Annotated in this window: 23 protein-coding genes; 16 read left to right on the plus strand and 7 right to left on the minus strand. The window is 69.2% G+C overall.

Translation table 11 applies throughout. The features are described 5' to 3' along the window. Nucleotides 1–180: 180 nt before the first annotated feature. The gene (locus tag TSO352_RS02035; protein ID WP_109105724.1) at nucleotides 181–1,182 is read right to left on the minus strand and encodes a LysR family transcriptional regulator; all 1,002 of its coding nucleotides are present in this window, start codon (nucleotides 1,180–1,182) and stop codon (nucleotides 181–183) included. 168 nt (nucleotides 1,183–1,350) lie between these two features. Between TSO352_RS02035 and TSO352_RS02040 the strand changes: the two genes are divergently transcribed. Both TSO352_RS02040 and TSO352_RS02050 read left to right on the plus strand, forming a co-directional pair. Continuing rightward, a complete protein-coding gene (locus TSO352_RS02040; RefSeq protein ID WP_109105725.1) occupies nucleotides 1,351–2,523 on the plus strand; it encodes a mandelate racemase/muconate lactonizing enzyme family protein in 1,173 nt (390 codons plus the stop codon). Between the two features lie 595 nt (nucleotides 2,524–3,118). Then, a complete protein-coding gene (locus tag TSO352_RS02050) occupies nucleotides 3,119–3,685 on the plus strand; it encodes a carbonic anhydrase (protein WP_109105727.1) in 567 nt (188 codons plus the stop codon). 45 nt (nucleotides 3,686–3,730) lie between these two features. On the opposite strand, the gene nadC is transcribed toward TSO352_RS02050, so the two are convergent. The 3 genes from nadC to nadA are packed head-to-tail and all read right to left on the minus strand — an operon-like array spanning nucleotide 3,731 to nucleotide 7,266. Beyond that, nucleotides 3,731–4,564: a carboxylating nicotinate-nucleotide diphosphorylase gene (gene nadC, locus TSO352_RS02055; RefSeq protein WP_109105728.1), complete on the minus strand. Its 834-nt coding sequence runs from the start codon at nucleotides 4,562–4,564 to the stop codon at nucleotides 3,731–3,733. After that, complete coding sequence (locus tag TSO352_RS02060) at nucleotides 4,549–6,201, minus strand: L-aspartate oxidase (RefSeq protein WP_109105729.1); 1,653 nt, start codon at nucleotides 6,199–6,201, stop codon at nucleotides 4,549–4,551. The genes nadC and TSO352_RS02060 overlap by 16 nt, the downstream gene beginning before the upstream one ends. Before the next feature lie 54 nt (nucleotides 6,202–6,255). After that, complete coding sequence (gene nadA, locus TSO352_RS02065; RefSeq protein ID WP_109106626.1) at nucleotides 6,256–7,266, minus strand: quinolinate synthase NadA; 1,011 nt, start codon at nucleotides 7,264–7,266, stop codon at nucleotides 6,256–6,258. Nucleotides 7,267–7,468: 202 nt separating this feature from the next. Here nadA and TSO352_RS33385 point away from each other — a divergent pair, with 202 nt between their 5' ends. The 14 genes from TSO352_RS33385 to TSO352_RS02130 all read left to right on the plus strand — a co-directional run bounded on the left by TSO352_RS33385 (nucleotide 7,469) and on the right by TSO352_RS02130 (nucleotide 20,523). After that, nucleotides 7,469–7,645, plus strand: a complete 177-nt coding sequence (locus TSO352_RS33385) for a hypothetical protein (protein ID WP_199231458.1) — start codon at nucleotides 7,469–7,471, stop codon at nucleotides 7,643–7,645. A 98-nt stretch (nucleotides 7,646–7,743) separates the two neighbouring features. Beyond that, on the plus strand, nucleotides 7,744–8,370 hold the full coding sequence (locus TSO352_RS02070; protein ID WP_109105730.1) for a molecular chaperone TorD family protein: 627 nt from the start codon (nucleotides 7,744–7,746) through the stop codon (nucleotides 8,368–8,370). Next, entirely contained in the window at nucleotides 8,367–8,564 is a 198-nt protein-coding gene (locus TSO352_RS02075) for a twin-arginine translocation signal domain-containing protein (protein WP_109105731.1), read from the plus strand. The genes TSO352_RS02070 and TSO352_RS02075 overlap by 4 nt, the downstream gene beginning before the upstream one ends. Before the next feature lie 65 nt (nucleotides 8,565–8,629). Continuing rightward, the gene (locus tag TSO352_RS02080) at nucleotides 8,630–11,527 is read left to right on the plus strand and encodes a formate dehydrogenase subunit alpha (protein ID WP_109105732.1); all 2,898 of its coding nucleotides are present in this window, start codon (nucleotides 8,630–8,632) and stop codon (nucleotides 11,525–11,527) included. Nucleotides 11,528–11,550: 23 nt separating this feature from the next. Beyond that, nucleotides 11,551–12,186 carry a formate dehydrogenase FDH3 subunit beta gene (gene fdh3B, locus TSO352_RS02085; protein ID WP_109105733.1) on the plus strand — a complete coding sequence of 212 codons (636 nt, stop codon included), beginning with the start codon at nucleotides 11,551–11,553 and terminating at the stop codon, nucleotides 12,184–12,186. A 173-nt stretch (nucleotides 12,187–12,359) separates the two neighbouring features. Next, nucleotides 12,360–13,358 (plus strand): formate dehydrogenase subunit gamma, encoded by a 999-nt coding sequence (locus TSO352_RS02090; protein ID WP_247871847.1) that lies wholly within the window; start codon nucleotides 12,360–12,362, stop codon nucleotides 13,356–13,358. Nucleotides 13,359–13,552: 194 nt separating this feature from the next. Next, a complete protein-coding gene (gene adh, locus TSO352_RS02095; RefSeq protein WP_109105734.1) occupies nucleotides 13,553–15,073 on the plus strand; it encodes an aldehyde dehydrogenase in 1,521 nt (506 codons plus the stop codon). Nucleotides 15,074–15,164: 91 nt separating this feature from the next. Next, a complete protein-coding gene (locus tag TSO352_RS02100) occupies nucleotides 15,165–15,542 on the plus strand; it encodes a DUF779 domain-containing protein (RefSeq protein ID WP_109105735.1) in 378 nt (125 codons plus the stop codon). Between the two features lie 121 nt (nucleotides 15,543–15,663). Beyond that, nucleotides 15,664–16,872 (plus strand): nitric oxide-sensing protein NosP, encoded by a 1,209-nt coding sequence (nosP, locus tag TSO352_RS02105; RefSeq protein ID WP_247871848.1) that lies wholly within the window; start codon nucleotides 15,664–15,666, stop codon nucleotides 16,870–16,872. Between the two features lie 3 nt (nucleotides 16,873–16,875). Continuing rightward, nucleotides 16,876–18,714 (plus strand): NahK/ErcS family hybrid sensor histidine kinase/response regulator, encoded by a 1,839-nt coding sequence (locus tag TSO352_RS02110; protein WP_109105737.1) that lies wholly within the window; start codon nucleotides 16,876–16,878, stop codon nucleotides 18,712–18,714. Between the two features lie 44 nt (nucleotides 18,715–18,758). Continuing rightward, nucleotides 18,759–19,478 carry a Fe-S cluster assembly protein HesB gene (locus tag TSO352_RS02115; RefSeq protein WP_109105738.1) on the plus strand — a complete coding sequence of 240 codons (720 nt, stop codon included), beginning with the start codon at nucleotides 18,759–18,761 and terminating at the stop codon, nucleotides 19,476–19,478. A 95-nt stretch (nucleotides 19,479–19,573) separates the two neighbouring features. Beyond that, nucleotides 19,574–19,807: a DUF2281 domain-containing protein gene (locus tag TSO352_RS02120; protein WP_109105739.1), complete on the plus strand. Its 234-nt coding sequence runs from the start codon at nucleotides 19,574–19,576 to the stop codon at nucleotides 19,805–19,807. Continuing rightward, nucleotides 19,804–20,166, plus strand: a complete 363-nt coding sequence (locus TSO352_RS02125) for a type II toxin-antitoxin system PemK/MazF family toxin (protein WP_109105740.1) — start codon at nucleotides 19,804–19,806, stop codon at nucleotides 20,164–20,166. Before TSO352_RS02120 ends, TSO352_RS02125 begins: the two co-directional genes overlap by 4 nt. 171 nt (nucleotides 20,167–20,337) lie before the next feature. Continuing rightward, nucleotides 20,338–20,523, plus strand: coding sequence for a hypothetical protein (locus TSO352_RS02130; protein ID WP_109105741.1), 186 nt, complete (start codon nucleotides 20,338–20,340; stop codon nucleotides 20,521–20,523). A gap of 63 nt (nucleotides 20,524–20,586) precedes the next feature. On the opposite strand, the gene TSO352_RS02135 is transcribed toward TSO352_RS02130, so the two are convergent. From TSO352_RS02135 to bluB, 3 genes are all read right to left on the minus strand, one after another. Continuing rightward, nucleotides 20,587–22,095: an acetyl-CoA hydrolase/transferase family protein gene (locus TSO352_RS02135; protein ID WP_109105742.1), complete on the minus strand. Its 1,509-nt coding sequence runs from the start codon at nucleotides 22,093–22,095 to the stop codon at nucleotides 20,587–20,589. Nucleotides 22,096–22,295: 200 nt separating this feature from the next. After that, nucleotides 22,296–24,341, minus strand: a complete 2,046-nt coding sequence (locus TSO352_RS02140) for a GGDEF domain-containing phosphodiesterase (protein WP_109105743.1) — start codon at nucleotides 24,339–24,341, stop codon at nucleotides 22,296–22,298. A 354-nt stretch (nucleotides 24,342–24,695) separates the two neighbouring features. Next, nucleotides 24,696–25,346 (minus strand): 5,6-dimethylbenzimidazole synthase, encoded by a 651-nt coding sequence (gene bluB / locus TSO352_RS02145; protein ID WP_109105744.1) that lies wholly within the window; start codon nucleotides 25,344–25,346, stop codon nucleotides 24,696–24,698. Between the last annotated feature and the right edge of the window lie 3 nt (nucleotides 25,347–25,349).

The raw sequence follows: 25,349 nt of genomic DNA on the forward strand, positions 1-25,349 counted from the left end.
ACGCTTCTTCGGCAAGCCGGCCGAACCGATCCCACGTGGGTTGCCGCGGTCGCTGGAGTCCGGCTTGAACCCCCAGCTCGGCAAATTTTGCCCTATCGAAAGGGTTAGCGCCAGCGAAATCGACTCCTGGAACACCACCTGCGAAAATGTCAACGGTCAAAGCGTGGCGGCAAGCAATGATCACAACTCTTTTTCTGCGGTCGTCTCCACTCCGGCAACCACCCCGCCGGACTCCGCGGGCGACTCGGCGTTGCGCCACAGCGCCGCCTCGACCGCCAGCGTCCAGAAGCTTTCGGCCGCCTTGGTCTGGCGCGCGCGGGGGCGGACCAGCCGGATCTGCACCGGCACGGTCCAGCGGTCGTCGCCGGCCGGCACCAGCGCGCCGCGCGCCAGATCCTCGGCAATCAGGCTTTCGGGCAGCCACGCCACCCCGCGCCCGTCGCGCGCCAGCGTGCGCAGCACCGCTGCCAAGTGGGAGGTGAAGACGGTGTCGAGCGTCGCCGGCGCCGGCTGCACCGCGCGCACCGCCTCCAGGATGCGGCCCATGCCGGATTCGCGGCTGTAGGACAGGTGCGGCAACGGCGCGTCGTCGCTGCCCGGCAGGGCGTGGCGCGGCTGCCCCGGGCTGTCCGCCCCCAGCCCGGCGCTGAACGGCGCCGTCACCGCGACGAGCCGGTCGCCGCCGACCACCACCGAGCGGAAGGATTCCGCCTCCAGCCGGCCGGCGGCGGCGGGGTGGGCGTGGCACAGCAGGAACTGCGCCTGCCCGGACAGCATCAGCCGCTCGCAGGCCTCCATGCTGTCCGACGACAGGGTGATGGCGCCCAGCCGGGCGCGGGCCTCCAGCGCGCGCAGCCAGGAGGGGAAGAAGGTCAGCGACAGCGCGTGGGTGGCGGCGAAGCGCAGGGTCGCCGCCTCCGACTGGGCGGCCAGCCGCGCCTCCTCCCGGCCCTGCAGCAGGCGGCGGACGGTTTCGTCGGCGAAGGGGCGGAAGCGGCGCCCGGCCTCGGTCAGGGTCACCGGTTGGCCACCGCGGTCGAACAGCGGCGTGCCGGCCCAATCCTCCAGCGCGCGGATGCGGCGGCTGAAGGCCGGCTGGGTCAGGTGGCGCGCGTCGGCGGCGCGGGAGAAGTTGCCGCTGTCGACCAGCGCCAGGAAATCGTCGAGCCAGGAGAGTTCCATTGCCCAGCTTTCATCACGTCAAGCGTCGTCATCAGGTCGCGCACCTTCGGTCTCATGGCCCATGCCGGATGCGCATCATGCGTTCCGACCTTGGCATTGGCCGTGCGGCCGCGTCCATCCCTACAGTGCCGCCACGCCACACGCCACCACGCCGCAGGAGGAGCCGCCATGCGCATCGTCGAGATCCGCGAGAAGACCGCCGGCATCAAGTCCGACATCGCCAACGCCTTCATCGACTTCAGCCAGATGACCTGCAGCGTCGTCGCCGTCGTCACCGACGTGATCCGCGACGGCAAGCCGGTGATCGGCTACGGCTTCAACTCCAACGGCCGCTACGCCGCGGGCGGGCTGCTGCGCGAACGCTTCATCCCCCGGCTGATGGGCGCGGCCCCCGACAGCCTGCTCGACGATGACGGCGGGAACCTCGACCCCTTCCGCATCTGGGCGCGGCTGATGACCAACGAGAAGCCGGGCGGCCATGGCGAACGCTCGGTCGCCGTCGGCACCATCGACATGGCGGTGTGGGACGCCGTGGCCAAGATCGCCGGCCAGCCGCTCTATCGCCTGCTCGCCGACCGCTACCGCGGCGGCGTCGCCGACGACAGCGTCTGGGTCTACGCCGCCGGCGGCTATTACTACCCCGGCAAGGATGTGAAGGCGCTGCAGGACGAGATGCGCAGCTACCGCGACCGCGGCTACACGGTCGTGAAGATGAAGATCGGCGGCGCCCCGCTGGACGAGGATCGGCGCCGCATCGACGCGGTGCTGGAGGTGGTCGGGTCGGGTGCGAACCTCTGCGTCGACGCCAACGGCCGCTTCGACCTGAAGACCGCCGTCGCCTACGCCGAGGCGCTGAAGCCCTACGGCCTGTTCTGGTACGAGGAGGCCGGCGACCCGCTGGACTACGCGCTGCAGGCCGAACTGGCGACGCATTACGACCGGCCGATGGCGACCGGCGAGAACCTGTTCTCGCACCAGGACGCCCGCAACCTGATCCGCCACGGCGGCATGCGGCCCGACCGCGACTGGCTGCAGTTCGACTGCGCGCTGAGCTATGGCCTGGTCGAGTACATGCGCACGCTCGACATGCTGGCGGAGAACGGCTGGTCCAGCCGGCGCGTCGTGCCGCATGGCGGGCACCAGATGTCGCTGAACATCGCCGCCGGCCTGCATCTGGGCGGCAACGAGTCCTACCCCGACGTCTTCAAGCCCTTCTGCGGCTTCGCCGACGGCATCGCGGTGGAGGACGGCCGCGTCCGCCTGCCCGACCTGCCCGGCATCGGCTTCGAAGCCAAGTCGGAGCTGTTCGCGACCATGAGCGGGCTGCTGGAAACCCGATAAACCGGGTCGGGTATGAATGCTCCACCTGTTCCGATGGCAGAGCGTATGACGGGCCATTGACCCAGCGCGGCGCTGTGCCAATCTAAGGCTGGTCGCAACGTTTCAGAAAGGAGGTGATCCAATGTCTCATGGAGCCAGTCCGGTCGTCGCCGCATTGTTCGGTCTCGCCGCTCTCCTGACGGCGGGGATCGCCAACGCGGACTGTTCGTCCAACCACAGCGCGAGCGCTTCGCCGCCGCCGGCCTCCGACACCGTCGGATCCGCCGGCACCCCGGCACCGAGCAGCACGCGCGGCTGACGACCGGTACCGTCCATGCCTGGAACGGGCCGCCCCTTGCAAAGGGGGCGGCCCGTTTCGTTTTGTCCGGTTTTCAAAAAAACCCTATTGGTCCGAAGGGTAATTTATGAGCAATGCATATCCTGGTGTGAGCAGGCTGTTTTTATGTTGCGGTGGTTGGAAAGAAAGATAGCGGAGTCCTGTAACTTTTCTGTTTATTTCTACAATACGGAAATCCCTTACTGTCGAACCTTGTAGATAGAATTTTAGGGAATGCGTGATTACCCTCCGCCGGACTGACATTCGAGGGAGGGCATCATGAAGGATTTGACGACGCACCAGTCCGCCGGGCACGGCGATGAGTGCTGCCACGCCCCGCACAACTCGCGCCGCGGCTTTCTGAAGCTGGCGACGCTGGGGGCCGGCGTGACGCTGATGACGCCGATGCTGGTGCGGCCGGCGCAGGCGGGCGGCGTCGACACGCTGCTGTTGACCTGCATGGATTACCGGCTGATGGCTCACGTCGCCGAATACATGAACGGGCGCAATCTGAAGGAAAAATACGACCACATCGTTCTGGCCGGCGCCAGCCTGGGCGCGCTGAACGACAAGAAGCCGTCCTGGGGCGAAGCCTTCTGGGACGAGGTCGAGATCGCCCGCGACCTGCACCACATCAAGCGGCTGATCGTCATCGATCACCGCGACTGCGGCGCCTACAAGGCCTTCCTCAACCTGGATCTGGCCAGCGACGTCCCGCGGGAAACCGAAGTCCATGGCCAGTACCTGACCAAGCTGAAGGCGATGGCCAAGGAACGCCACCCCGAGCTGGAGGTCGAACTGCTGCTGATGAAGCTCGACGGCCAGGTCGAGACGCTGGCGGCGTAAGCGAAAGCACCCTCTCCCGCCCCGGGAGGGGGTGCTTGTTTCGCCTCACATATCCAGCCCCAGATCCAGGTTCGGCGCGCTGTGGGTCAGCCAGCCGCAGGAGATCATGTCGACGCCGGTGTCCGCGATGGCGCGCACCGTCGCCAGCGTGACGTTGCCCGACGCCTCGGTCAACAGGCGGCCGTCGACCATCCGCACGGCGCGGCGCAGCGTGTCGGGGTCCATGTTGTCGAGCAGCACGACGTCGACCGGCAGGCCCAGCAGCTCGTCGAGCTGATCCAGCGTGTCGACCTCCACCTCCACCTTCACCATGTGGCCGATGGCGGCGCGGACGCGCTCGACCGCCGGACGAACGCCGCCGGCGACCGCGATGTGGTTGTCCTTGATCAGCACCGCGTCATCCAGCCCGAAGCGGTGGTTGAAGCCGCCGCCGAGCCTCACCGCGTGCTTTTCCAGCACACGCAGGCCGGGGGTGGTCTTGCGGGTGCAGACGATGCGGGCATTGGTGCCCTCCACCTCCCGCACCAGGGAACGGGTCGCGGTGGCGATGCCGGACAGCCGGCCCATCAGGTTCAGCGCGGTGCGCTCCGCCGTCAGCAGGGCGCGGGCCTTGCCGGTCAGGCTGGCGATGGTGCCGCCCGGCGCCACGTCGCTGCCGTCCTCGCGCTCCACCGTGACCGACACGGCGGGGTCGAGCAGGCGGAAGGCGATCAGCGCCGCCTCCAGCCCGGCGACGCGGCCGTCCTTGCGGGTAGCGATGCGGGCGGTCGCCACCGCGTCGGCCGGGATGATGCTGTCGGTGGTGATGTCGCCGGCCCGGCCGAGATCCTCCGCCAGGGCGGCGCGGACGATGGGCTCGACGGTCAGAGGATGCAGCATGCGGCGTCTCCGGGCAGGGGGCCGGCGGTGCCGGCCAGATCGCTGAGGGTCAGGACCCGGCGGTCGGCGTCGCGGCCGAAGGCGGGGTCGGGCAAGGGATGGTCGCTGCGGCAATGGGCGCCGCGGCTCTCGTTGCGGGACAGCGCGGCGTGGACGACCAGCCGGCCGACCAGCAGCCGGTTGCGCGCCTCGCCCCACCGCCGCACCAGCGACGGCGGCGCTTCCGCGGCGTCCCCATCCTCGCCGCGCAGCGTGTCGAGCGCCGCCGCCAGCCGGTCGAGCTTGCGCCGGGCGGCGCGCAGCCCCAGCCCGTCGCGGACCAGCCCGGCGCCCTCGTACAGCGCGGCGCGCGCTGCCGCCCCGATGGCGTCGAGCAGCGCGTCGCCGACGTCGGCCGCCACGGCGGGCGGGTCGGGCAGGGCGAAGGGCGGCAGCGGCGCCAGCGGCCGTTCCGCCACGTCGCGGGCGACGCGGGCGCCGAACACCAGCGCCTCCAGCAAGGAGTTGCTGGCCAGCCGGTTGGCGCCGTGGACGCCGGTGCAGGCGACCTCGCCGCAGGCCCACAGGCCGTCCAGGCTGGTGCGGCCGTCGGCGTCGGTGACCACCCCGCCCATGTGGTAATGCGCGGCGGGCGCCACCGGCATCGGCGCGGCGAATGGATCCAGCCCATGCGCGGCGCACAGCGCCAGCACGGTGGGAAAGCCGCCGGGCTTGGCGGCGAGCGCCGGGCGCAGGTCGAGGAACACCGGCTCCCCCGCCGCGACGCGCCGGCCGATGGCGCGGGCGACGACGTCGCGCGGCGCCAGCTCGGCCAGCGGGTGCTCGTCCGGCATGAAGCGCCGGCCGGCGCGGTCGAGCAGGACGGCGCCGGCCCCGCGCAACGCCTCGGTCAGCAACGGCACCGGGTCGGCGTCGACGTTCAGCGCCGTCGGGTGGAACTGCACGAACTCCAGGTCGGCCAGCCGGGCGCCGGCCCGCGCGGCGATGGCCAGCCCGTCGCCGGTCGCCTCCGCCGGGTTGGTGGTGCGGGCGAAGGCGGCGCCGATGCCGCCGGTCGCCAGGATCACCCGCGGCGCCCGGTGCAGCACCCAGCCCTCCGGATGGCAGGCCAGCAGGCCGCAGACCCGGCCATTCCGCATCGCGAGATCGACGGCGAAGGCGTCGGTCTCCACCCGGACCGACGGGGTGGCGCGCAGCCTTGCGGCCAGCGCCGTCACCAGCGTCCGCCCGGTGGCGTCGCCGCCGGCGTGGACGATGCGCGCGGCACCATGCGCCGCCTCGCGGCCCAGCAGCGGCGCGCCGTCGGGCGCCCGGTCGAAAGGCAGCCCGTCGGCCAGCATTGCCCGCACCGCCGCGGCGCCGTCGCGGGTCAGCAGGTCGGCCATCGCCGCGTCGACCAGCCCGGCCCCGGCCGCCACCGTGTCGGCGGCGTGGTCCTCCGGCCGGTCGCCGGGACCGATGGCGGCGGCGATGCCGCCCTGGGCGTGGGCGCTGGAGCCGCCGGGCAGGTCGGCGGTCTTGGTGATGAGGGTGACGGCCCGCGGCGCCAGCCGCAGCGCCGCGGTCATCCCGGCCAGGCCGGACCCGACGACGATCACGTCGGCGTCGCGGACATCGTAAGGCGTGCTGGAGATCATGGGGGAACTCCTGACTCTCCCTCTCCCGCCCCGGGAGAGGGCTTTTCTAATCGCTCACTTCGGCTTCACCGCCAGCATGCGCTCCACCGAGCGGCGGGCGCGGGCGGCCAGGGCGTCGGGGATTTCGACGCGCGGTTCCAGGGTCTGCAGCGACTCCAGGATGCCCGACAGCGTCACCGTCTTCATGTGCGGGCACAGGTTGCAGGGCCGCACGAACTCGGTGTCCGGCGACGCTGCGGCGACGTTGTCGCTCATCGAGCATTCGGTGACCATCAGCACCCGCGGCGGCTTCTCGGTGCCGACGAAGTCGATCATCCGGGCGGTCGAGCCGACGAAATCGGCGGCGTCCAGCACGTCGGGCGGGCATTCCGGGTGGGCGATCACGGTCAGCCGGTCGAAACGGCGGCGGAAATCCTCGATCTCGGCGCCGGTGAAGCGCTCGTGCACCTCGCAATGGCCCTTCCAGGCGATGATCTGCACCTTGGTCTGCGTCGCGACGTAGGCCGCCAGATACTCGTCGGGCAGGAAGATCACCCGGTCGACGCCCAGCGATTCCACCACCTCCACCGCGTTGCCCGATGTGCAGCAGATGTCGACCTCCGCCTTCACCTCGGCCGAGGTGTTGACGTAGGCGACCACCGGCACGCCGGGATGCGCCTCGCGCAGCAGGCGGACGTCGGCGGCGGTGATGCTGTCGGCCAGCGAGCAGCCGGCGTTGCGGCTGGGGATCAGCACCGTCTTGGCCGGGTTCAGCAGCTTCGCCGTCTCCGCCATGAAATGAACGCCGGCCAGCACGATGACGTCGGCGTCGGTCTGGGTCGCCTTGGCCGCCAGCGCCAGACTGTCGCCGACGATGTCGGCCACGCCGTGGAAGATCTCCGGCGTCTGGTAGTTGTGCGCCAGGATGACGGCGTTGCGCTCCCGCTTCAGCGCGTTGATGGCGTGGATCAGCGGCGCGTGGAAGGGCCATTCCACCGCCGGCATCACGCGCTTCATCCGCTCGTAGATCGGCGCGGTCGCCGCCGCGACCTCGGGCGTGTAGGCGAGTTTGGTGGCCCCCGTCATCTCCGCGACCCCAGTCATCGTGGCGCTCCGTTAAATGCTCGTTTCGAGCAAAACCATATGTGCTCGATTAGAGCATATCAAGCGGAAAAATAACGGGCGCGGAAACAATCGGACGCCGGCGGTGTTGTGCCGGGGATGGACGCCACCCGCGCGGGCGTTCTGGGAACCGTCCTTTGGGGAGCCGTCCTTTGGAGAGCCGCCGATGAAAGCCTTTCTCGCCGCCCTGTGCGCCATTGTCGTGCTGGCCGTCGGCGCGCGGGTGGCGCTGCCCGGCCTGTTCGCGCGCTCCGCCGACGAGACCTTCGCCAGCGTCGGCGCCCGGGTGGGGGAGGAGGCGTCGATCGAACACCGCAACTTCTCCGGCCGGCCGCCGCAGTGATCGGCCTGCCCGAACGGGCAACCCCGATCGGAACGCGAAACAAACGTTCGTGTGCGGCGTTATCCGACTTCGGGCCCGCTGTGGCGAGCAGGAGTGCAATGACGGTCCACGATCTGGGAAGCGATGCCGACGGCCTGTGCGCCGACGCGTTGCGGGCGGATGTCTACCGGCTGCTGGCGCTGACGCTCGCGGCGCCGCCCTCGGCCGAGCTGCTGGGGCTGCTCGGCGGGTTGAGCGGCGACGCGACGCCGCTCGGCCGGGCCTTCGACGATCTGGCCGCCCGCGCCCGCGCCACCGACCCGCAGCGGGTGGAGCGCGAGTTCAACGCGCTGTTCATCGGCGTCGTCCAGGGCGAGCTGGTCCCCTACGCCTCCTTCTACCGCACCGGCTTCCTGACCGACCGGCCGCTGGCGGCGCTGCGCGCCGACCTCCAGGCGCTGGGGCTGGAGCGCGCGCCCGGCGTGTCGGAACCGGAAGACCACGTCGCCGCGCTCTGCGACGTCATGGCCACCCTGATCCGGGAGGACGCCGATGGCGCGGTGCAGCGGCACATGGTCGACAGCCACCTGACGCCCTGGGCCGGCCGCTTCTTCCACGATCTGGAGCGGGCGGAGGCGGCCGACCTCTACCGCCCGCTCGGCACCATCGGCCGCCTGTTCCTCGCCATCGAACAGGACGCCTTTCGCATGCTCAACGACCCTACGCTCGAGGACGCCGACGCATGAAGACGGAACCCGTTCCGCAGCTGCAACGCCGTGACCTGCTGAAATCGCTGGGGCTGGGGGCCGCCGGGGCGGCCGCCGCGACCGTTCTGCCGGGCGGGGAGGCGCAGGCGGCGGAATCGCCGCAGGAGCAGGTGAAGACCCGCTACCGCGAAACCGAACACGTCAAGCGCTTCTACGCCCTGAATCGCTTGTGAGTTGAACCGCCTGTAAGCCCGATCGCCTGCAAGCGCCGCCCAGGGCCGCGCGCCGGAGACCATCCATGCTCGTCAAACGTTCGTCGGGAAAAACGTCGCGTGGCGGGTTGGCCCGCTCGCTGGCCGGGAGCCTCGATTCCGGGGTCAGCCGCCGCGGCTTCCTGCGCCGCTCCGGCCTTGCCGCCGGGGGCATCGCCGCGGTCGGCGCGTTGCCCGGCGCCATGATCCGCAAGGCCGAGGCCGGCCCGGTCCTGCCGAACGTCGAGGTGGTGACGCGCAAGAATGTCTGCACCCACTGCTCGGTCGGCTGCACCGTGATCGCCGAGGTGCAGAACGGCGTCTGGGTCGGGCAGGAACCGGGCTGGGAAAGCCCGATCAACCAGGGCACCCACTGCGCCAAGGGCGCGTCGGTGCGCGAGCTGACCAGGGGCACCCGCCGGGTCAAATACCCGCTCAAGCTGGTCGACGGCGCCTGGCAGCGCATCGGTTGGGACCAGGCGATCGAGGAGATCGGCAACCAGCTGCTGGAGATCCGCAAGGCGTCGGGTCCCGACGCGGTGTTCTGGCTGGGCTCGGCCAAGTTCTCCAACGAGGGCGCCTATCTCTACCGCAAGCTGGCCGCCTTCTGGGGCACCAACAACGTCGACCATCAGGCGCGCATCTGCCATTCGACCACGGTCGCCGGCGTGGCGAACACGTGGGGCTACGGCGCCATGACCAACAGCTACAACGACATCCAGAACTCCAAGGCGCTGGTGATCGTCGGCGGCAACCCGGCCGAGGCGCACCCGGTGTCGATGCAGCACATGCTGCGCGGCAAGGAGCACAACCGGGCGCCCTTCATCGTCATCGACCCGCGCTTCACCCGCACCGCCGCCCACGCCACCGAATATGTCCGCATCCGCCCCGGCACCGACATCCCGATCGCCTGGGGCCTGCTGTGGCACATCTTCGAAAACGGCTGGGAGGACAAGGAGTACATCCGCCAGCGCGTCTACGGCATGGACGAGATCCGCGCCGAGGTGAAGAAGTGGAACCCCGACGAGGTGGAGCGGGTGACCGGCGCCCCCGGTTCGCAGTTGCGCCGGGTGGCGGAGGCGCTGGCGAAGAACAAGCCCAGCACCGTCATCTGGTGCATGGGCGTCACCCAGCACACCGTCGGCACCGCCAACGTCCGCGCCCTGTCGATCCTGCAGTTGGCGCTGGGCAACATCGGCGTGGCCGGCGGCGGCGCCAACATCTACCGCGGCCACTGCAACGTGCAGGGCGCCACCGACTTCGGCCTGGATGTCAGCACGCTGCCCGCCTATTACGGGCTGGCGGAAGGGGCGTGGAAGCATTTCTCCCGGGTCTGGGACGTCGAATACGACTATCTGAAAGGCCGCTTCGGCTCCAAGGAGCTGATGGAGGCCAAGGGCATCCCGACCACCCGCTGGTTCGACGCCGTGCTGGCCCAGCCGGGGCAGATCGACCAGCCCAGCCCGTTGCGGGCCATGATGTGCTTCGGCCATGGCGGCAACACCGTCACCCGCATGCCCGACATGGTGAAGGGGCTGGAGAAGCTGAGCCTGCTGGTCGTCGCCGACCCGCACCCGACGACCTTCGCCGCGATCAAGGAACGGCGGAACGGCACCTACATCCTGCCGACCTGCACCCAGTTCGAGACCGACGGGTCGCGCACCTGCTCCAACCGCTCGATGCAGTGGGGGGAGAAGGTGGTGGAGCCGATCTTCGAATCGAAGGACGACTACACCATCATCTACCTGCTGGCCCGCAAGCTGGGCTTCGCCGAGCCGATGTTCAAGCACATCACGGTGGAGGACACCCGGCCGGTGCCGGAGGACATCCTGCGCGAGATGAACCGCGGCTGTCTCGCCATCGGCGCCACCGGCCAGTCGCCGGAGCGGCTGAAGCTGCACATGAAGCATCAGGCCGATTTCGACAAGATCACCATGCGCGCCACCTCCGGCCCCTGCGCCGGCGATTACTACGGCCTGCCCTGGCCGAGCTGGGGCCATCCAGAGCTGAAGCATCCCGGATCGGCGGTGCTCTACGACACCTCCCGCCATGTGATGGACGGCGGCGGCGTCTTCCGCGCCCGCTTCGGGGTGGAGCGCAACGGCGTCTCGCTGCTCGCCGACGGCTCCTATTCCAAGGGGTCGGAGATCGAGGACGGCTATCCCGAATTCACCATGGCGGTGCTGCGCAAGCTGGGCTGGGACAAGGACCTGACGGCCGAGGAGATGCGCGTCATCCAGGCCATTGGAGGCAAGGACATCGACACCGTCAGCTGGCAGACCGACCTGTCGATGGGCATCATCCGGGTGGCGCTGAAGCATGGCTGCGTGCCGCACGGCAACGCCAAGGCGCGCGCCGTCGCCTGGAACCTGCCCGACCCGGTGCCGGTCCACCGCGAGCCGATCTATTCGCCGCGGCCCGACCTGGTGAAGGCCTATCCGGCGATCGAGGACCGGCGCGACTTCCGGCTGGTCCAGCTCGCCCGCTCGCTCCAGTTCCGGGTGGCCGACAGCGACCTGCGCCAGAAATTCCCCATGGTGCTGACGTCGGGCCGGCTGGTCGAGTATGAGGGCGGCGGCGAGGAAACCCGCTCCAACCCCTGGCTGGCGGAGTTGCAGCAGTCGATGTTCGCCGAGGTCAACAGCGCGGACGCCGAACGGCTGGGCATCAAGGATGGGGCGTGGGTCTGGGTCTATGGCCCGGAGGACGGCAGCAAGGCCAAGATGCGCGCGCTGGTGACCGAACGGGTGGGCAGCGGCACGGTGTTCATGCCCTTCCACTTCTCCGGCTTCTGGCGCGGCGACAGTCTGCGCGGCAACTACCCGCCCGACACCGACCCGATCGTGCTGGGCGAACCGGCCAACGGGGTGACGACCTACGGCTACGACCCCGTCACCTTCATGCAGGAAACCAAGGTCACCTTGTGCCGGGTCGAGCCGGCATGACGACGCGCAGGAGTGCTTGAGCCATGGCCCGGATGAAGTTCCTGTGCGATTCGGAACGCTGCATCGAATGCAACGCCTGCGTCACCGCCTGCAAGAACGAGCACGAGGTGCCGTGGGGCATCAACCGCCGCCGCCTGGTCACGCTGAACGACGGCAAGCCGGGCGAGCGGTCGATCTCGATGGCCTGCATGCATTGCAACGACCCGCCCTGCGCCGCGGTCTGCCCGGTGGACTGCTTCCTCCAGACGGCGGACGGGGTGGTGCTGCACAGCAAGGACCTGTGCATCGGCTGCGGCTATTGCTTCTACGCCTGCCCGTTCGGCGCGCCGCAATACCCGCGCACCACCGATTTCGGCAGCCGCGGCAAGATGGACAAATGCACCTTCTGCGCCGGCGGCCCCGAACCCGACGGCAGCGTCGAGGAGTACCAGAAATACGGCGCCAACCGGCTGGCCGAAGGCAAGCTGCCGCTGTGCGCCGAGATGTGCTCCACCCGCGCGCTGATGGCCGGCGACGGCGCGGTGCTGGCCGACATCTACCAGGAACGCTCGCTGCGTCGCGGCTACGGCTCCGGCGCCCCGGGCTGGTCCACCGCCTATGGCCGCAACGACCGCGGCTCCCCCTTCGCCCCCGGCGGGCCGGCCACGGGCGGGGGGTGAGTGTCGCGCCGGAGCCCCCTCCCCATCCCTCCCCCGCTCCGCGGGAGAGGGGGCAGGACGCTTGGTGAGGTTTCGCAAATGAGCGGCGGCAGTTCCCTCTCCCTCGAAGAGGGGGAGGGTTAGGGAGGGGGCATTCGGTGCCCCCACATGAAAGACCATTCCGGGAGACCACCATGCGCCCCCTGCGCCCCCTGCACGCCTTGCTGCTGCTGATCGCCCTGCTGGCCGCTCCGACGTTTGCACAGGCCCAGCTCTATCAGGTGCCCGGCCCCAGCTCCCCCACCACGAGGGAGCAGGTGCCGCTCTACGTCCCGCAGGACGACAAGGTGATCGGCCGCGTCAGCATCCCGGACGAGAAGCTGGCGGTGCTGGTCCAGCCGGAAGGGCGGGAGTGGCGGGAGTTCCGGACCCACACGCTGCGGCTGGTGATCGGCGGGCTGGCCATCGCCGTGACGGTGATCCTGGTGGCCTTCTACCTCTACCGCGGCACCATCCGCATCCATGACGGGCTGTCGGGCCGGCTGGTGCTGCGCTTCAACGGGCTGGACCGCTTCGCCCATTGGACGACGGCGGTCAGCTTCCTGCTGATGGCGCTGACCGGGGTGGTGCTGACCTACGGCCGGCCGTTGCTGATCCCGCTGCTCGGCCATCAGGCCTTCACCACGCTGGCCGAGACGTCGAAGTCGATCCACAACTTCGTCAGCGTGCCCTTCGTCGTCGGGCTGCTGATGATCATCGCGCTGTGGCTGCGCGACAACATTCCGGAAAAGGCCGACTGGACCTGGATCAAGAGCGCCGGCGGGCTGTTTTCCAAGGCCGGCGGCCACCATCCGGAGGCCGGGCGCTTCAACGCCGGGCAGAAGGGGGTGTTCTGGGGCGTCGTCCTGGGCGGCATGGCGATGGCGGCCACCGGCTACCTGATGATGGTGCCCTTCGCCGTCAGCGGGATCGGCGGCATGCAGATCCTGCACGTCATCCACGGGCTGATGGCGGCGCTGCTGATCGCGGTGGTCATCGGCCACATCTACATCGGCACCATCGGCATGGAGGGCGCCTTCGACGCCATGGGCAGCGGCGAGGTCGACGAGAACTGGGCGATCGAACACCACCGCCGCTGGTACAAGGAGCAACTGCGCAAGGGCTATGTCGAGGACCGGCAGCCGGCGGAATAGGCCGGCCCGAAGGCTGTGCCCGTGGTGTGTGGCGTCGCCGGCGGCACAATGGGTGGTGGGCGAACAATCGCCCCATCCACCCGTCTCCTTCCATAGTACAATTTACCGTGAGCCTCTCGAACGGGATTAATGGCGTCAGACAAACGCGCCAAACCGGAACCTGACCGGTTCGCCACACTGAGAGGAACGGCCCAATGCTCCACCAGGCTCTCGACACGCTCCAGAAGCAGATCGCCCTCCGCCCCCGCTATGACAACTACATCGGCGGTCAGTGGGTTGCTCCGGTGGACGGCCAATACTTCACCAACATCACCCCGATCACCGGCAAGCCGCTGTGCGAGGTTGCCCGCTCCCAGGCCGCCGACATCGAGCTGGCGCTCGACGCCGCCCACGCCGCCCGGACCGCCTGGGGCCGCACCTCGCCGACCGAGCGCTCGAACATCCTGCTGAAGATCGCCGACCGCATGGAAGAGCGGCTGGAGGTCATCGCGCTGGCCGAGACGCTGGACAACGGCAAGCCGATCCGCGAGACCCGCGCCGCCGACGTCCCGCTCGCCATCGACCATTTCCGCTACTACGCCGGCTGCATCCGCGCCCAGGAAGGCTCGATCGCCGAGATCGACCACACCACCTACGCCTACCACTTCCATGAGCCGCTGGGCGTCGTCGGCCAGATCATTCCCTGGAACTTCCCGCTGCTGATGGCCGCCTGGAAGCTGGCCCCGGCGCTGGCCGCCGGCAACTGCATCGTGCTGAAGCCGGCCGAGCAGACCCCGATGGCGATCATGGTGCTGATGGACATCGTCGGCGACCTGCTGCCGCCCGGCGTCGTGAACGTCGTCAACGGCTTCGGCATCGAGGCCGGCAAGCCGCTCGCCACCAACAAGCGCATCGCCAAGATCGCCTTCACCGGCGAGACCTCGACCGGCCGCCTGATCCTGCAATACGCCGCGGAAAACATCATCCCGTCGACCGTCGAGCTGGGCGGCAAGTCGCCGAACATCTTCTTCGAAGACGTGATGGCCGAGGACGACGAGTTCCTGGACAAGGCGCTGGAAGGCTTCGCGATGTTCGCGCTGAACCAGGGCGAGGTCTGCACCTGCCCCAGCCGCGTCCTGATCCAGAAGTCGATCTACGACCGCTTCATCAAGCTGGCGGTCGAGCGCGTCGCCAAGATCGTCCAGGGCCACCCGCTGGACGGCGGCACGATGATCGGCGCCCAGGCGTCGCAGGAGCAGATGGAGAAGATCCTCTCCTACATCGAGATCGGCAAGGCCGAGGGCGCCAAGGTGCTGCTCGGCGGCGAGCGAGCCCATCTGGGCGGCGAGCTGGAGGGCGGCTACTACGTCCAGCCGACCATCCTGGAAGGCAACAACAGCATGCGCATCTTCCAGGAGGAGATCTTCGGCCCGGTCGTCGCCGTGACCACCTTCGAGACCGAGGAAGAGGCGCTGGCCATCGCCAACGACAGCGAGTTCGGCCTGGGCGCCGGCGTGTGGAGCCGTGACGGCAGCCGCTACTTCCGTATGGGCCGCGCCATCCAGGCCGGCCGCGTGTGGACCAACTGCTACCACCTGTACCCGGCGCATGCCGCCTTCGGTGGTTACAAGAAGTCCGGCATCGGCCGCGAGACGCACAAGATGATGCTCGACCATTACCAGCAGACCAAGTGCCTGCTGGTCAGCTACAGCCCGAAAGCGCTCGGCTTCTTCTGAGCGTCCTCCTCCCTATCGGGCAAATCTGGGCCGGGGGTGCGTACCCCCGGCCTTTTTTCTTTCGTCGGGATCGCCTATCAGGAACACCATCATGACCGACCGCGTCACCGCCACGCCCGAAGCGCTTGCCCTGCTGGACCGCCTGTCGGCGAAGCATGGGCCTTTGGTGCTGCACCTGTCCGGCGGCTGCTGCGACGGGTCGGCGCCGCTCTGCCTGCCGCGCGGCGAGTTCCGCATGGGCGGGCGGGACCTCCTGGTCGGGCAGGCGGGCGACACGCCGCTGTGCATGGCGGATGACACCTTCGTCTGGTGGCGCAACACCCAGGTTATCCTGGGCGTTATCCAGGCGCGCGGCGGCGGCTTCTCGCTGGAGGTGCCGGACGGCGTGCGCTTCACCGCCACCGCCCGGCTGTTCACCGACGAGGAGCTGGCCGGCCTGCCGGAACCGGCCACGGCCGCCACCCTGTAACGCGTTTCTTTCAGGAGCCGCTTCGACGATGCCCGCCTTCACCGGTCCCCGGATTGGCCTTGCCCGCCGCCACCCCTGGAGTACCCTTGCCGGATCGCAGCCGCGGACGGAGGGAGACGCCGTGTCCGCACGGGGACAGGACGGCACGGGGCAGGCCGGCAGCGGTGAGCCCGGCGGCGGGTCCGGCGACGGGCTGCCGCGCGCGGTCACCCACGCCGAACGGCCGGCCGACGCCGCGCGCGAACTGCGCGCCGGGCTGGGCGACACGCCGCTGGATCTCGTGGTGGTCTTCAGCGCGCCGAGCTACGACCGCAAGGCGCTGGCCGACGCGCTGGCGGAGCAGTTCGGCACGGTGCCGGTGATCGGCTGCACCACGGCGGGGGAGATCGGCCCCGGCGGCTACACCACCGGCGCGCTGGTCGCCGTCGGCTTCCCGTCGGAGGATTTTGTCGTGGTGACCGCGCTGGTCGACCATGTCGACCGGTTCGAGATCGCCGACAGCACCGCCATCGCCCGGTCGCTGCTGTCGCGGCGCGACCGCGCGCTGGCGTCGCGGCCGGTGCCGCTGGGCGACAACGCCCGCAGCTTCGCCATGCTGCTGATCGACGGCCTGTCGATGAGCGAGGAGACGGTGGTCAGCGCGCTGCACAACGCGCTGATCGACGTGCCGCTGTTCGGCGCCTCGGCCGGCGACGACCTGCATTTCGAACGCACCTTCGTCCTGCACGAGGGCGCCTTCCACCCCAACGCCGCGGTGGTGGCGCTGTTCACCACGACGCGGCCCTTCACCGTCTTCCGCACCCAGCATTTCGTCAGCTCCGACCGCAAGATGGTGGTGACCGGGGCCGACCCGCAGCACCGCATCGTCACCGAGATCAACGCCGAGCCGGCGGGCCGCGAATACGCCCGGCTGGTCGGGCTGGAGGGCGAGCCGCTGACCCCGATGATCTTCGCCTCCCACCCGGTGGTGGTGCGCGTCGGCGGCCAGTACCATGTCCGCTCGATCCAGAAGGTGAACGACGACGAGAGCCTGACCTTCTTCTGCGCCATCGACGAGGGCATCGTCCTGACGGTGGCGGAGGGGGTCGACCCGGTCGCCAACTTCGACGGCCTGATCGACGGCATCCGGGCGGAGGTCGGCGCTCCCGACCTGATCCTGGGCTGCGACTGCATCCTGCGCCGGCTGGAGATGGAACAGCGCCAGTTGAACGCGGTGATGTCGGAACGGCTGGCGCGCCACCGGGTCGTCGGATTCTGCGCCTACGGCGAGCAGGTGAACGGCATGCACGTCAACCAGACCTTCACGGGCGTCGCCATCGGAGGGCGCTAAGCCATGGCCGGCATCCCCAACCTCACCTGGACCACCGGGACGGGCGACCCACACGGCCGCATCGCCGAGCTGGAGCGCGAGAACGCCAAGCTCCAGCGCATCAACAAGGTGCTGATGGATCGCGTCGAGCGCTCCATGGACTTCCAGGGCGGTGCCTTCTCGCTGTTCCAGACCGCCATCGTGCTGGAGCAGAAGATCCGCGAGCGCACGCTGGAGCTGGAACGCGCCCTGCACAAGCTGGAGGACAGCAACCGCGACCTCGCCCGCGCCAAGGAGCTGGCCGACACCATGCGGACCCGGCTGTTCGAGGCGATCGAGTCGGTGAACGAGGGCTTCGCCCTGTTCGACTCGTCCGACCGGCTGGTGCTGTGCAACCGCAAATACCTGTCCTACTGGCCGGCGGTGGCGGACCGCATCCAGGCCGGCATCCGCTTCAGCGAGCTGGTCGCCATGGTCGCCGGCGCCGCGGCGGTGATCGACCCGCCGCCCGACCTCTGGTGGCGCGAGCGGATGGACCACCGCCACGACCTGAGGGGTGTCTTCATCAACCAGCTGGCCGACGGCCGCTGGGTCCAGGTGAACGAGCGCCGCACCCGCGACGGCGGCATCGTCGGCGTCTACACCGACATCACCGACATCAAGCAGGACGAGGCGCGGCGCCGCGAGTCCGAGCAGGCGGAAAAAAGCGCGCTGATGCTGCTGAACGACCAGTTGCAGCAGGCCAAGGCCGAGGCCGACCGCGCCAACCTGTCCAAGACCCGCTTCATCGCCGCGGCCAGCCACGACCTGCTGCAGCCGCTGAACGCCGCCCGCCTGTTCGTCTCGGCGCTGGCCGACCTGGAGCAGCCGGCCGGCAACACCGAACTGGTGGAGAACATCGACGTCGCCCTGGCCTCGGTCGAGGATCTGCTGTCGGCGCTGCTCGACATCTCCAAGCTCGACGCCGGGGCGGTGACGCCGGAGGTGACCGACTTCCCGCTGCGCGGCGTGCTGGCGCCGCTCGCCACCGAATACGCCGCGGTGGCGGCGGAGCGCGGCATCGACCTGAAGGTGGTCGGGTCGGGCGCGGTGGTGCGCAGCGACATGCGGCTGCTGCGCCGGATCGTGCAGAATTTCCTGTCCAACGCGCTGCGCTACGTCCAGGGCGGCCGGGTGGTGGTCGGCTGCCGCCGGGTCGGCGACGGCGTCCGCATCGAGGTGTGGGACAACGGCCCCGGCATTCCACCCGACAAGATCGCCGAGATCTTCCAGGAATTCCGCCGGCTCGACACCCCAGTCACCAAGGGGCGTGACCGCGGCATGGGGTTGGGGCTGGCCATCGTCGATCGCGTCGCCCGCATGCTGGGCCACCCGATCACCGTGCGGTCGGAGCCGGGGCGCGGCTCGGTCTTCGCCGTCACCGTGCCGCGCGGCACCGAGCGCCGGGCCGCCCGCCCGGCCAGCGTCGCCGCCCGCCCGCTGACCAACCGGCTGGCCGGCACCTCGGTGCTGGTGCTCGACAACGAACCGGCGGTGGTGGCGGGGATGGAGGCGCTGCTGCGCGGCTGGGCCTGCAAGGTGGTGTCGGCGACCAACGGCGACGAGGCGCTGGCGCTGCTGGCCGGCATGCCGCAGCCGCCCGACCTGCTGATCGCCGACTATCACCTCGACGACGGCGCGCTCGGCGTCAACGAGGTCGCCCGGCTGCGCGCCGCCTGCGGCCGCATCCTGCCCGCCGTGATCGTCACCGCCAACCGCACCCCCGAACTGGCCGAGGAGGCCAAGGCGGCCGGCTGTCTGGTGCTGAACAAGCCGGTCAAGCCGGCGCAGCTCCGCGCGGTGATGTCGGGGCTGGTGGGCTGATGATTTACCGGTAACGCCTTACCCTTTCGGCTGTTGTCGGTTGCATGACCGACCCCGCGGCGTTGCGCGACAAGGCGCTCGAGATCCATCGGCTGCTGTGCGCCGTCTACGGCTGCCCGGTCGCCTATTTCCACAACCTCGACCCGCTGAGCGAGCTGGTGTCGTCGCTGCTGTCGCACCGCACCCGCAACGCCGCCTCCGGCGCCGCCTTCAAGGCGCTGCGGCGGCGCTGGCCCGGCTGGGAGGCGGTGCGCGACGCCCCCGTCGCCGAGGTGGAGGCGGCCATCGCCGGCGTCACCTGGCCGGAGCAGAAGGCCCCGCGCCTCCAGGCGGTCCTGCGCCGCATCACCGAACGCGCCGGGACCCTGTCGCTCGACTTGCTGTCCGGCATGCCGGTGCCCGCGGCGCGCGCCTGGCTTGAGGACCTGCCGGGGGTGGGGCCGAAGACCAGCGCCGCGGTGCTCAGCTTCTCCACCCTGCGGCAAGCGGCGTTGCCGGTGGACAGCCATCACCACCGCGTTGCCGTGCGCACCGGCCTGATCCCCGCCAACCTCGCCGTCGGCCCCTCCCACGCGGTGCTGGCGGCGCAACTGCCGGCCGAGTGGGATGCCCAGCGGCTCTACGACAACCACGAGGTCATGATGCTGCACGGCCAGCGCTGCTGTTACTTCCAGGCCCCGGCCTGCGACCGCTGCGTCCTGCTGCGGCTGTGCCCGACCGGGCAGGCCCTGCGCCCATCCGAGGAGGAGCGGGAGAGGGCATGACGGGCAGCCTTCGGGTCGGGTGAGGGCTGCCGGGTCGGCGCGATCCTGCTATCATGCACCGTTGTCGGGCGGATGTTGCCAGGAGGGAGGTCGTCATGGGCTATGCTGAGCTGATCGAGAAGCTGCAAGCCTTGCCCGAGGACAAACAGGCCGAAGTCTTCGACTTCGTCGAGTTTCTTGCCGCACGCTTCGCCGCGTCCAAGACGGGTGGCAAAGCGGATTGGGCTGACGGTGAATTCGCCGAGTTCAGCATGGAGCAGGCGATCCGCGGAATGGAAGACGATCCCGTCACCTACAGCCGCGAGGATCTGCGGGAAACCTGGCGGTGAAACGGGCGGGCCAGATCGCGCTGGTGCCATTTCCCTTCACGGATCTCAATGGAAGCAAGCTGCGTCCCGTACTGCTGCTCAGGAAGACATCGACCCATTTCGATGACTGGCTCGTCTGCATGATTTCGTCGCAGCTTCGCCAAGCGGAACCGGGGCTTGATGAAATCCTGACGGCGGAAGACGACGACTTCGGCGACACCGGTTTGAAAGCATCCAGTGTGTTGCGATTGGGCCGCCTTGCCGTGGTCGACGGGGCGATGTTCAACGGGCAAATTGGCGCGATCAGCGGCGAGCGATTGGACCGGCTGCTTCATCGGTTGGCCGCTTGGTTGACCGAAACGCCGAAGCCCAGTGGTTGACGAGGCCCTGCCTGTCCGCAGAGTGACCAAAATGCCTCCAATGCCAGATGTTTTGTGCATTGCAACACGCAGCCATTCCCAGAACGCAGGGCCATTCACCGTCAACTGGGCCATATAAGAACCTGAGGGCGACGAAGACGCCGACCCGGTTCTGACAAGACGAGGCCCGAGGTGATTCACAAGATTCTGGACGCAATCGATACCATCATCGCGGAAAAGCGTGAGAATGGCCAACTTGAGGAATGGCTCAAGAGTGGCGCAGCTCGCCGGTTCTGCGAAAAGATTTCGTCCGATCGCAAGCACTATTATCCCGCTCTGATGCTCTATTTGGAGCGATCCGACGGGCGGCACGGATGACAGGACAGGGGTAACGGGAACGGGCCGCGGCATTCCGCGGCCCGCCCGTTTTTTGAGGGCTGCTTATTCGGCGGCCAGCGCCTTCGGCATCATGCTGCCGGACTGCTGGAACCGGGTGTGCCAGGCGAAGGCTTCCTCCAGCAGGTGCGGGGTGTGGCCGCCGCGCTGGAGCGCCCGGCGGTGATAGTCCGCCGCCAGCTCGCGGTAGCTGGGGTGGACGCAGTTGCGGATGATGGTTTCCGCCCGCTCGCGCGGCGCCAGCCCGCGCAGGTCGGCCAGCCCGACCTCCGTCACCAGCACGTCAACGTCGTGTTCGTTGTGGTCGACATGGGTGACCATCGGCACGACGCTGGAGATGGCGCCGCCCTTGGCCAGCGACTTGGTGACGAAGATGGCGAGGTGGCTGTTGCGCGCGAAATCGCCCGAGCCGCCGATGCCGTTCATCATCTGGGTGCCGTTGACGTGGGTGGAGTTGACGTTGCCGTAGATGTCGCACTCCAGCGCCGTGTTGATGCCGATGACGCCCAGCCGCCGGATCACCTCCGGATGGTTGGAGATCTCCTGCGGGCGCAGCAGCAGCCGGCCCTTGTAGGAGCCGATCTTCGGCAGCACCTCGGCATACTTGCCGGCGCTGAGCGTGATCGAGGAGCCCGAGGCGAAGTTCAGCTTGCCGGCGTCGAACAGTTCGAAGGTGCTGTCCTGCAACACCTCGCTGTACATGGTCAGGTCGTGGAACGGCCCGTCGATCAGCCCGTGCAGCACCGCGTTGGCGATGGTGCCGATGCCGGCCTGCAACGGCGCCAGCGACCGGCCCATCCGGCCCAGCTTGACCTCGTGGCCGAGGAACTCGATCAGATGACCGGCAATCGCGTTGGTCTCGTCGTCCGGCGGCAGGATGCTGGCGGAGCTGTCCTGCTTGCGGGTCACCACGATGGCGGCGATTCTCGACGGGTCGATCGGGATGTAGGGCAGGCCGGCGCGGCTTTCCGCCGTCACCACCGGGATCGGCTCGCGGAACGGCCGGCGGGTCGGGATGTAGACGTCGTGCATCCCCTCCAGATCCAGCGGCTGGGTCAGGTTCAGCTCGATGATGATCTTCTCGGCCAGGATGGCGAAGGTCGCCGAATTGCCGATCGAGGTGGTCGGCACGATGCCGCCATTCTCGGTGATGGCGCAGGCCTCGATCACCGCGACGTCGACCGGACCCATCTGGCGCGAGCGCAGCAGTTCCACCGTTTCCGACAGGTGCTGGTCGACGAACATCACCTCGCCGCGGTTGATCGCCTTGCGCAGGACCGGGTCGGCCTGGAAGGGCAGGCGGCGCGACAGAACACCGGCCTCGGTCAGGATGCGGTCGACGTCGTTGCCCAGCGAGGCGCCGGTCATCAGCGTGATCTTGATGTTTTCCGACGCGGCCCGCTCGGCCAGCGCCAGCGGCACCGCCTTGGCGTCGCCGGCGCGGGTGAAGCCGCTCATGCCGATGGTCATGCCGTCCTTGATGAGGAAGGCGGCTTCCTCCGGCGTCACCACCTTGCCCCACAGGGATTTCAGGCGAATGCGATCTCGGTACATCGGGCGTTCCTTATGAATGTGCTTTTTTGGTGCGCCAGGTGAACGATCCGTTCCCAAAGCGGTGCTTTTCTTCTTTAAAAATACTCATAAGGACCCATGCCACGCGGTCGCAACCCACGCTGCGGAATATCAGGTCATCCTGATGAGAATGGATGGGCGAGGATTATCAATGATGTGCGAATAACGAACGAACATGGGTTTCACGCCGACAGCGGCAGCGCCTCGTTGCAGGCGAACGCCGTCATCACCATCGCTTCGGCCGCGTCGGCCGACAGCGGCCGCGAGATCAGATAGCCCTGCAGGCAGTCGCAGCCGGCCTCGGCCAGCCAGCGCCGCTGTTCCATGGTCTCCACCCCTTCCGCCACCGTGGACAGCAGCAGGCGCTGGGCGAGCGCGATGACGGTGGAGGCGATGTCGGGCGCGTGCGGCAGGTCGTTGACGAAGCTGCGGTCGATCTTCAGCACATCGACCGGCAACTGCCGCAGATAGGCCAGCGAGGAATAGCCGGTGCCGAAATCGTCGATGGCGATCCGCACCCCCAGCGCCCGCAGCCGGTTCAGCGTCGGCAGATGATGGTGGACGTCCTTCATGATGACGGTTTCGGTGATCTCCAGCTCCAGCAGGCCGGGCGGGGTGCCGTGGCGTTGCAACAGCTGCTCGACCAGCCGGGCGAAGCCGGGGTCGGCGAGCTGGCGGGCGGAGACGTTGACCGCCACCGGCACCGGCCCATGGTCCAGTGCCCAGCGCGTCGCCGTGCGGCAGGCCTCCTCCAGCACCCAGCGGCCGATCTCGATGATCAGGCCGGTGTCCTCGGCCACCGGGATAAAGTCGGCGGGGGGGACCATGGCGCCGTCGTGGCGCCAGCGGATCAGCGCCTCGAACCCGGTCAGCCGGCCGCCCGCCGCCTCGATTTTCGGCTGGTAGACCAGCTCGAAGGCTTTTTGCGCCGTGGCGTCGCGCAGGCCGGCCTCCAGCCGCAGGCGGGCCAGCGCCCGGTCGGTCATGTCGCGGGTGTGGAAGACGAAGCGGTTGCCGCCCTCGCCCTTGGCCGTCTGCATCGCCGCGTCGGCCATCCGCATCAGTCCCGCGCTGTCCGGCCCGGTGTTGCCCGCGCCGGCGGGATGAAGGGCGATGCCGATGCTGGCGGTGATGTGGACGCGGTGGTCCGCCGCCAGCGGCAGGCCGGACAGGGCGTCCAGCAGCCGCCGGGCCACCATCGCCGCCTCCTCGGCGTCGGCGACGCGCTCCAGCACCACCAGGAACTCGTCGCCGCCCAGCCGGCCGACGGTGTCGCAGCGCCGCACGCTGGCGCTCAGCCGCTCCGCCACCCGGCAGAGCAGCGCGTCGCCGACGCTGTGCCCCAGGCTGTCATTGATCCGCTTGAAGCGGTCGAGGTCGACATACAGCACCGCCAGCCGTCCGGATGCTCCTCCATTGGCGCGGCCCGCCAGTTCGATGGCGTGGTCCAGCCGGTCGAGCAGCAGCGCCCGGTTCGCCAGCCCGGTCAGCGGGCAGCGGGTCGCCATCCGCCGCAGCTCCGCATGCTCGCGGTCGAGCAGGGTCAGCGTCTGGTTGAAGCGGCCGATGACGTAGCCCAGCTCGTCGTCGGCATGACCGGGCGGCACCGCCAATGGCTGGCCATAGGGCTTCTCCGGGTCGATCTCCGCCACGGCGCGGCCGATCTGAAGCAGCGGCCGGGTCAGCAGCCGGTGGAACACCGCGGCCATCGCCAGCCCGATCAGCAGGTTGCGCAGCGTCCCGGCGACCAGCGCGGTCGAGGCGTAGGCCAGGAAGCCGGCCGCCGCCGCGCCGGTGTCGATGCCGATGACCAGCCGCGCGACGGTGGCGCCGTCCGGCCCGCGCAGCGCCTGCGCGACCACCGGCTGGTCGATGAACAGCAGCGCCGTCGCCGCGCGCTCCAGCAGCCCGGCCGGCGCCAGGGGCCGCTCGCGGTGGGCCAGCACCCCGCCGTCGGCCAGCCGGATCTCCGCCCAGGCCGCGTTGGTCCGCACCACCCCGTCCAGCACCTCTTCCGCCAGCGCCCGGTCTAGCGTCCGGGCGGCGTTGGCGGCCGGCCCGTCGAGCAGCGTGGCGACATCGGCCGCCCGGCCCAGCGCCGCCGTCCGTTCACGGGTGGCGGTCCAGGCGAACTCCACCGCGGTGATGGCGAATCCGATGACGAAGGCGGCGAGGGCCGCGTGAATCGCCTGCTTCAGCGTCAGGCTGCGCAGGACTGGGATCGCCATCGCGTCGTTCCTCGACCGGGGTGTTTCGCAACGCCACACGACCCCCGCGGGTGGTGTCCCATGGGAGGTGTAGCAAACCGAAGCATAGTAGGGCGGGCGATGACGCCGGCGCGGCGGTTCTGTGAAATTTTTGTAACCGGCCAGCGGTTCGTGTTGCTGACAATGCATATTGCCGCATAGGGCTATGCGGACGCTGCATGGCTACCATTCAGCATTGGTAATACCACTTGGTGTGCGCCGCAGCATACTCTGCCCTTGCCCATTCTCGGGGCGTTTCCTCCCTAAACTTGAAGGCCGCGCTTGTCGCGGCCTTTTTTCTTTTGGGGAGGACGACGGGGTGGGCCGACGCGCCGCCTACCCCTGCCAGCGGTCGCGGAACACCAGATCCTCCAGCGGCAGGCGTTGGCGCCAGCCCTTGGTTTCCAGCTCCGGCGTCGTCTCGAAATGGCTGACGGTGCCCAGGCACAGATAGGCGATCGGCACGATGCGCTCGGGGATGCCCAGTGCCTGTTTCAGCGCGTCCTCGTGCAGGATGCTGACCCAGCCCACCCCCAGCCCCTCGGCGCGGGCGGCCAGCCACAAATTCTGCACGGCGCAGACGCAGCTGTAGAGGTCCATCGTCGGCATGTGGGTGCGGCCCAGCACCACCGGGCCGGCACGCTCGCGGTCGCAGGTGATGCAGAGGTTGACCGGCGCCTCGCGGATGCCTTCCAGCTTCAGGCGGCTGTAGAGGTTGCGGCGCTCGCCCTCGAACAGGGCGGCGGCCTCCTCGTTGGCCTGGGCGAAGTCGGCGTGGATGCGGGACTTCACATCCTGGTCGGTGATGACGATGAAGTTCCAGGGCTGCATGAAGCCGACCGACGGCGCGTGGTGGGCGGCCAGCAGCACCCGGTTCAGCACCTCGTCCGGCACCGGGTCGGGGCGGAACTGCCCGCGCACGTCGCGGCGGGAGAAGATCGCCTTGTAGAGCGCGTCGCGCTCCGCCTCGGTGAACGCGTCGCCCATTCC

Origin of the sequence: Azospirillum sp. TSO35-2, from assembly GCF_003116095.1 — a bacterium.
Lineage (GTDB): Bacteria > Pseudomonadota > Alphaproteobacteria > Azospirillales > Azospirillaceae > Azospirillum.

Bases quoted from the DNA above. Each gene is read 5' to 3' on its own strand.
- TSO352_RS02035 (WP_109105724.1), bottom strand. From the start codon at position 1,182: ATGGAACTCTCCTGGCTCGACGATTTCCTGGCGCTGGTCGACAGCGGC.
- TSO352_RS02040 (WP_109105725.1), top strand. From the start codon at position 1,351: ATGCGCATCGTCGAGATCCGCGAGAAGACCGCCGGCATCAAGTCCGAC.
- TSO352_RS02050 (WP_109105727.1), top strand. From the start codon at position 3,119: ATGAAGGATTTGACGACGCACCAGTCCGCCGGGCACGGCGATGAGTGC.
- nadC (WP_109105728.1), bottom strand. From the start codon at position 4,564: ATGCTGCATCCTCTGACCGTCGAGCCCATCGTCCGCGCCGCCCTGGCG.
- TSO352_RS02060 (WP_109105729.1), bottom strand. From the start codon at position 6,201: ATGATCTCCAGCACGCCTTACGATGTCCGCGACGCCGACGTGATCGTC.
- nadA (WP_109106626.1), bottom strand. From the start codon at position 7,266: ATGACGGGGGCCACCAAACTCGCCTACACGCCCGAGGTCGCGGCGGCG.
- TSO352_RS33385 (WP_199231458.1), top strand. From the start codon at position 7,469: ATGAAAGCCTTTCTCGCCGCCCTGTGCGCCATTGTCGTGCTGGCCGTC.
- TSO352_RS02070 (WP_109105730.1), top strand. From the start codon at position 7,744: ATGACGGTCCACGATCTGGGAAGCGATGCCGACGGCCTGTGCGCCGAC.
- TSO352_RS02075 (WP_109105731.1), top strand. From the start codon at position 8,367: ATGAAGACGGAACCCGTTCCGCAGCTGCAACGCCGTGACCTGCTGAAA.
- TSO352_RS02080 (WP_109105732.1), top strand. From the start codon at position 8,630: ATGCTCGTCAAACGTTCGTCGGGAAAAACGTCGCGTGGCGGGTTGGCC.
- fdh3B (WP_109105733.1), top strand. From the start codon at position 11,551: ATGGCCCGGATGAAGTTCCTGTGCGATTCGGAACGCTGCATCGAATGC.
- TSO352_RS02090 (WP_247871847.1), top strand. From the start codon at position 12,360: ATGCGCCCCCTGCGCCCCCTGCACGCCTTGCTGCTGCTGATCGCCCTG.
- adh (WP_109105734.1), top strand. From the start codon at position 13,553: ATGCTCCACCAGGCTCTCGACACGCTCCAGAAGCAGATCGCCCTCCGC.
- TSO352_RS02100 (WP_109105735.1), top strand. From the start codon at position 15,165: ATGACCGACCGCGTCACCGCCACGCCCGAAGCGCTTGCCCTGCTGGAC.
- TSO352_RS02110 (WP_109105737.1), top strand. From the start codon at position 16,876: ATGGCCGGCATCCCCAACCTCACCTGGACCACCGGGACGGGCGACCCA.
- TSO352_RS02115 (WP_109105738.1), top strand. From the start codon at position 18,759: ATGACCGACCCCGCGGCGTTGCGCGACAAGGCGCTCGAGATCCATCGG.
- TSO352_RS02120 (WP_109105739.1), top strand. From the start codon at position 19,574: ATGGGCTATGCTGAGCTGATCGAGAAGCTGCAAGCCTTGCCCGAGGAC.
- TSO352_RS02135 (WP_109105742.1), bottom strand. From the start codon at position 22,095: ATGTACCGAGATCGCATTCGCCTGAAATCCCTGTGGGGCAAGGTGGTG.
- TSO352_RS02140 (WP_109105743.1), bottom strand. From the start codon at position 24,341: ATGGCGATCCCAGTCCTGCGCAGCCTGACGCTGAAGCAGGCGATTCAC.
- bluB (WP_109105744.1), bottom strand. From the start codon at position 25,346: ATGGGCGACGCGTTCACCGAGGCGGAGCGCGACGCGCTCTACAAGGCG.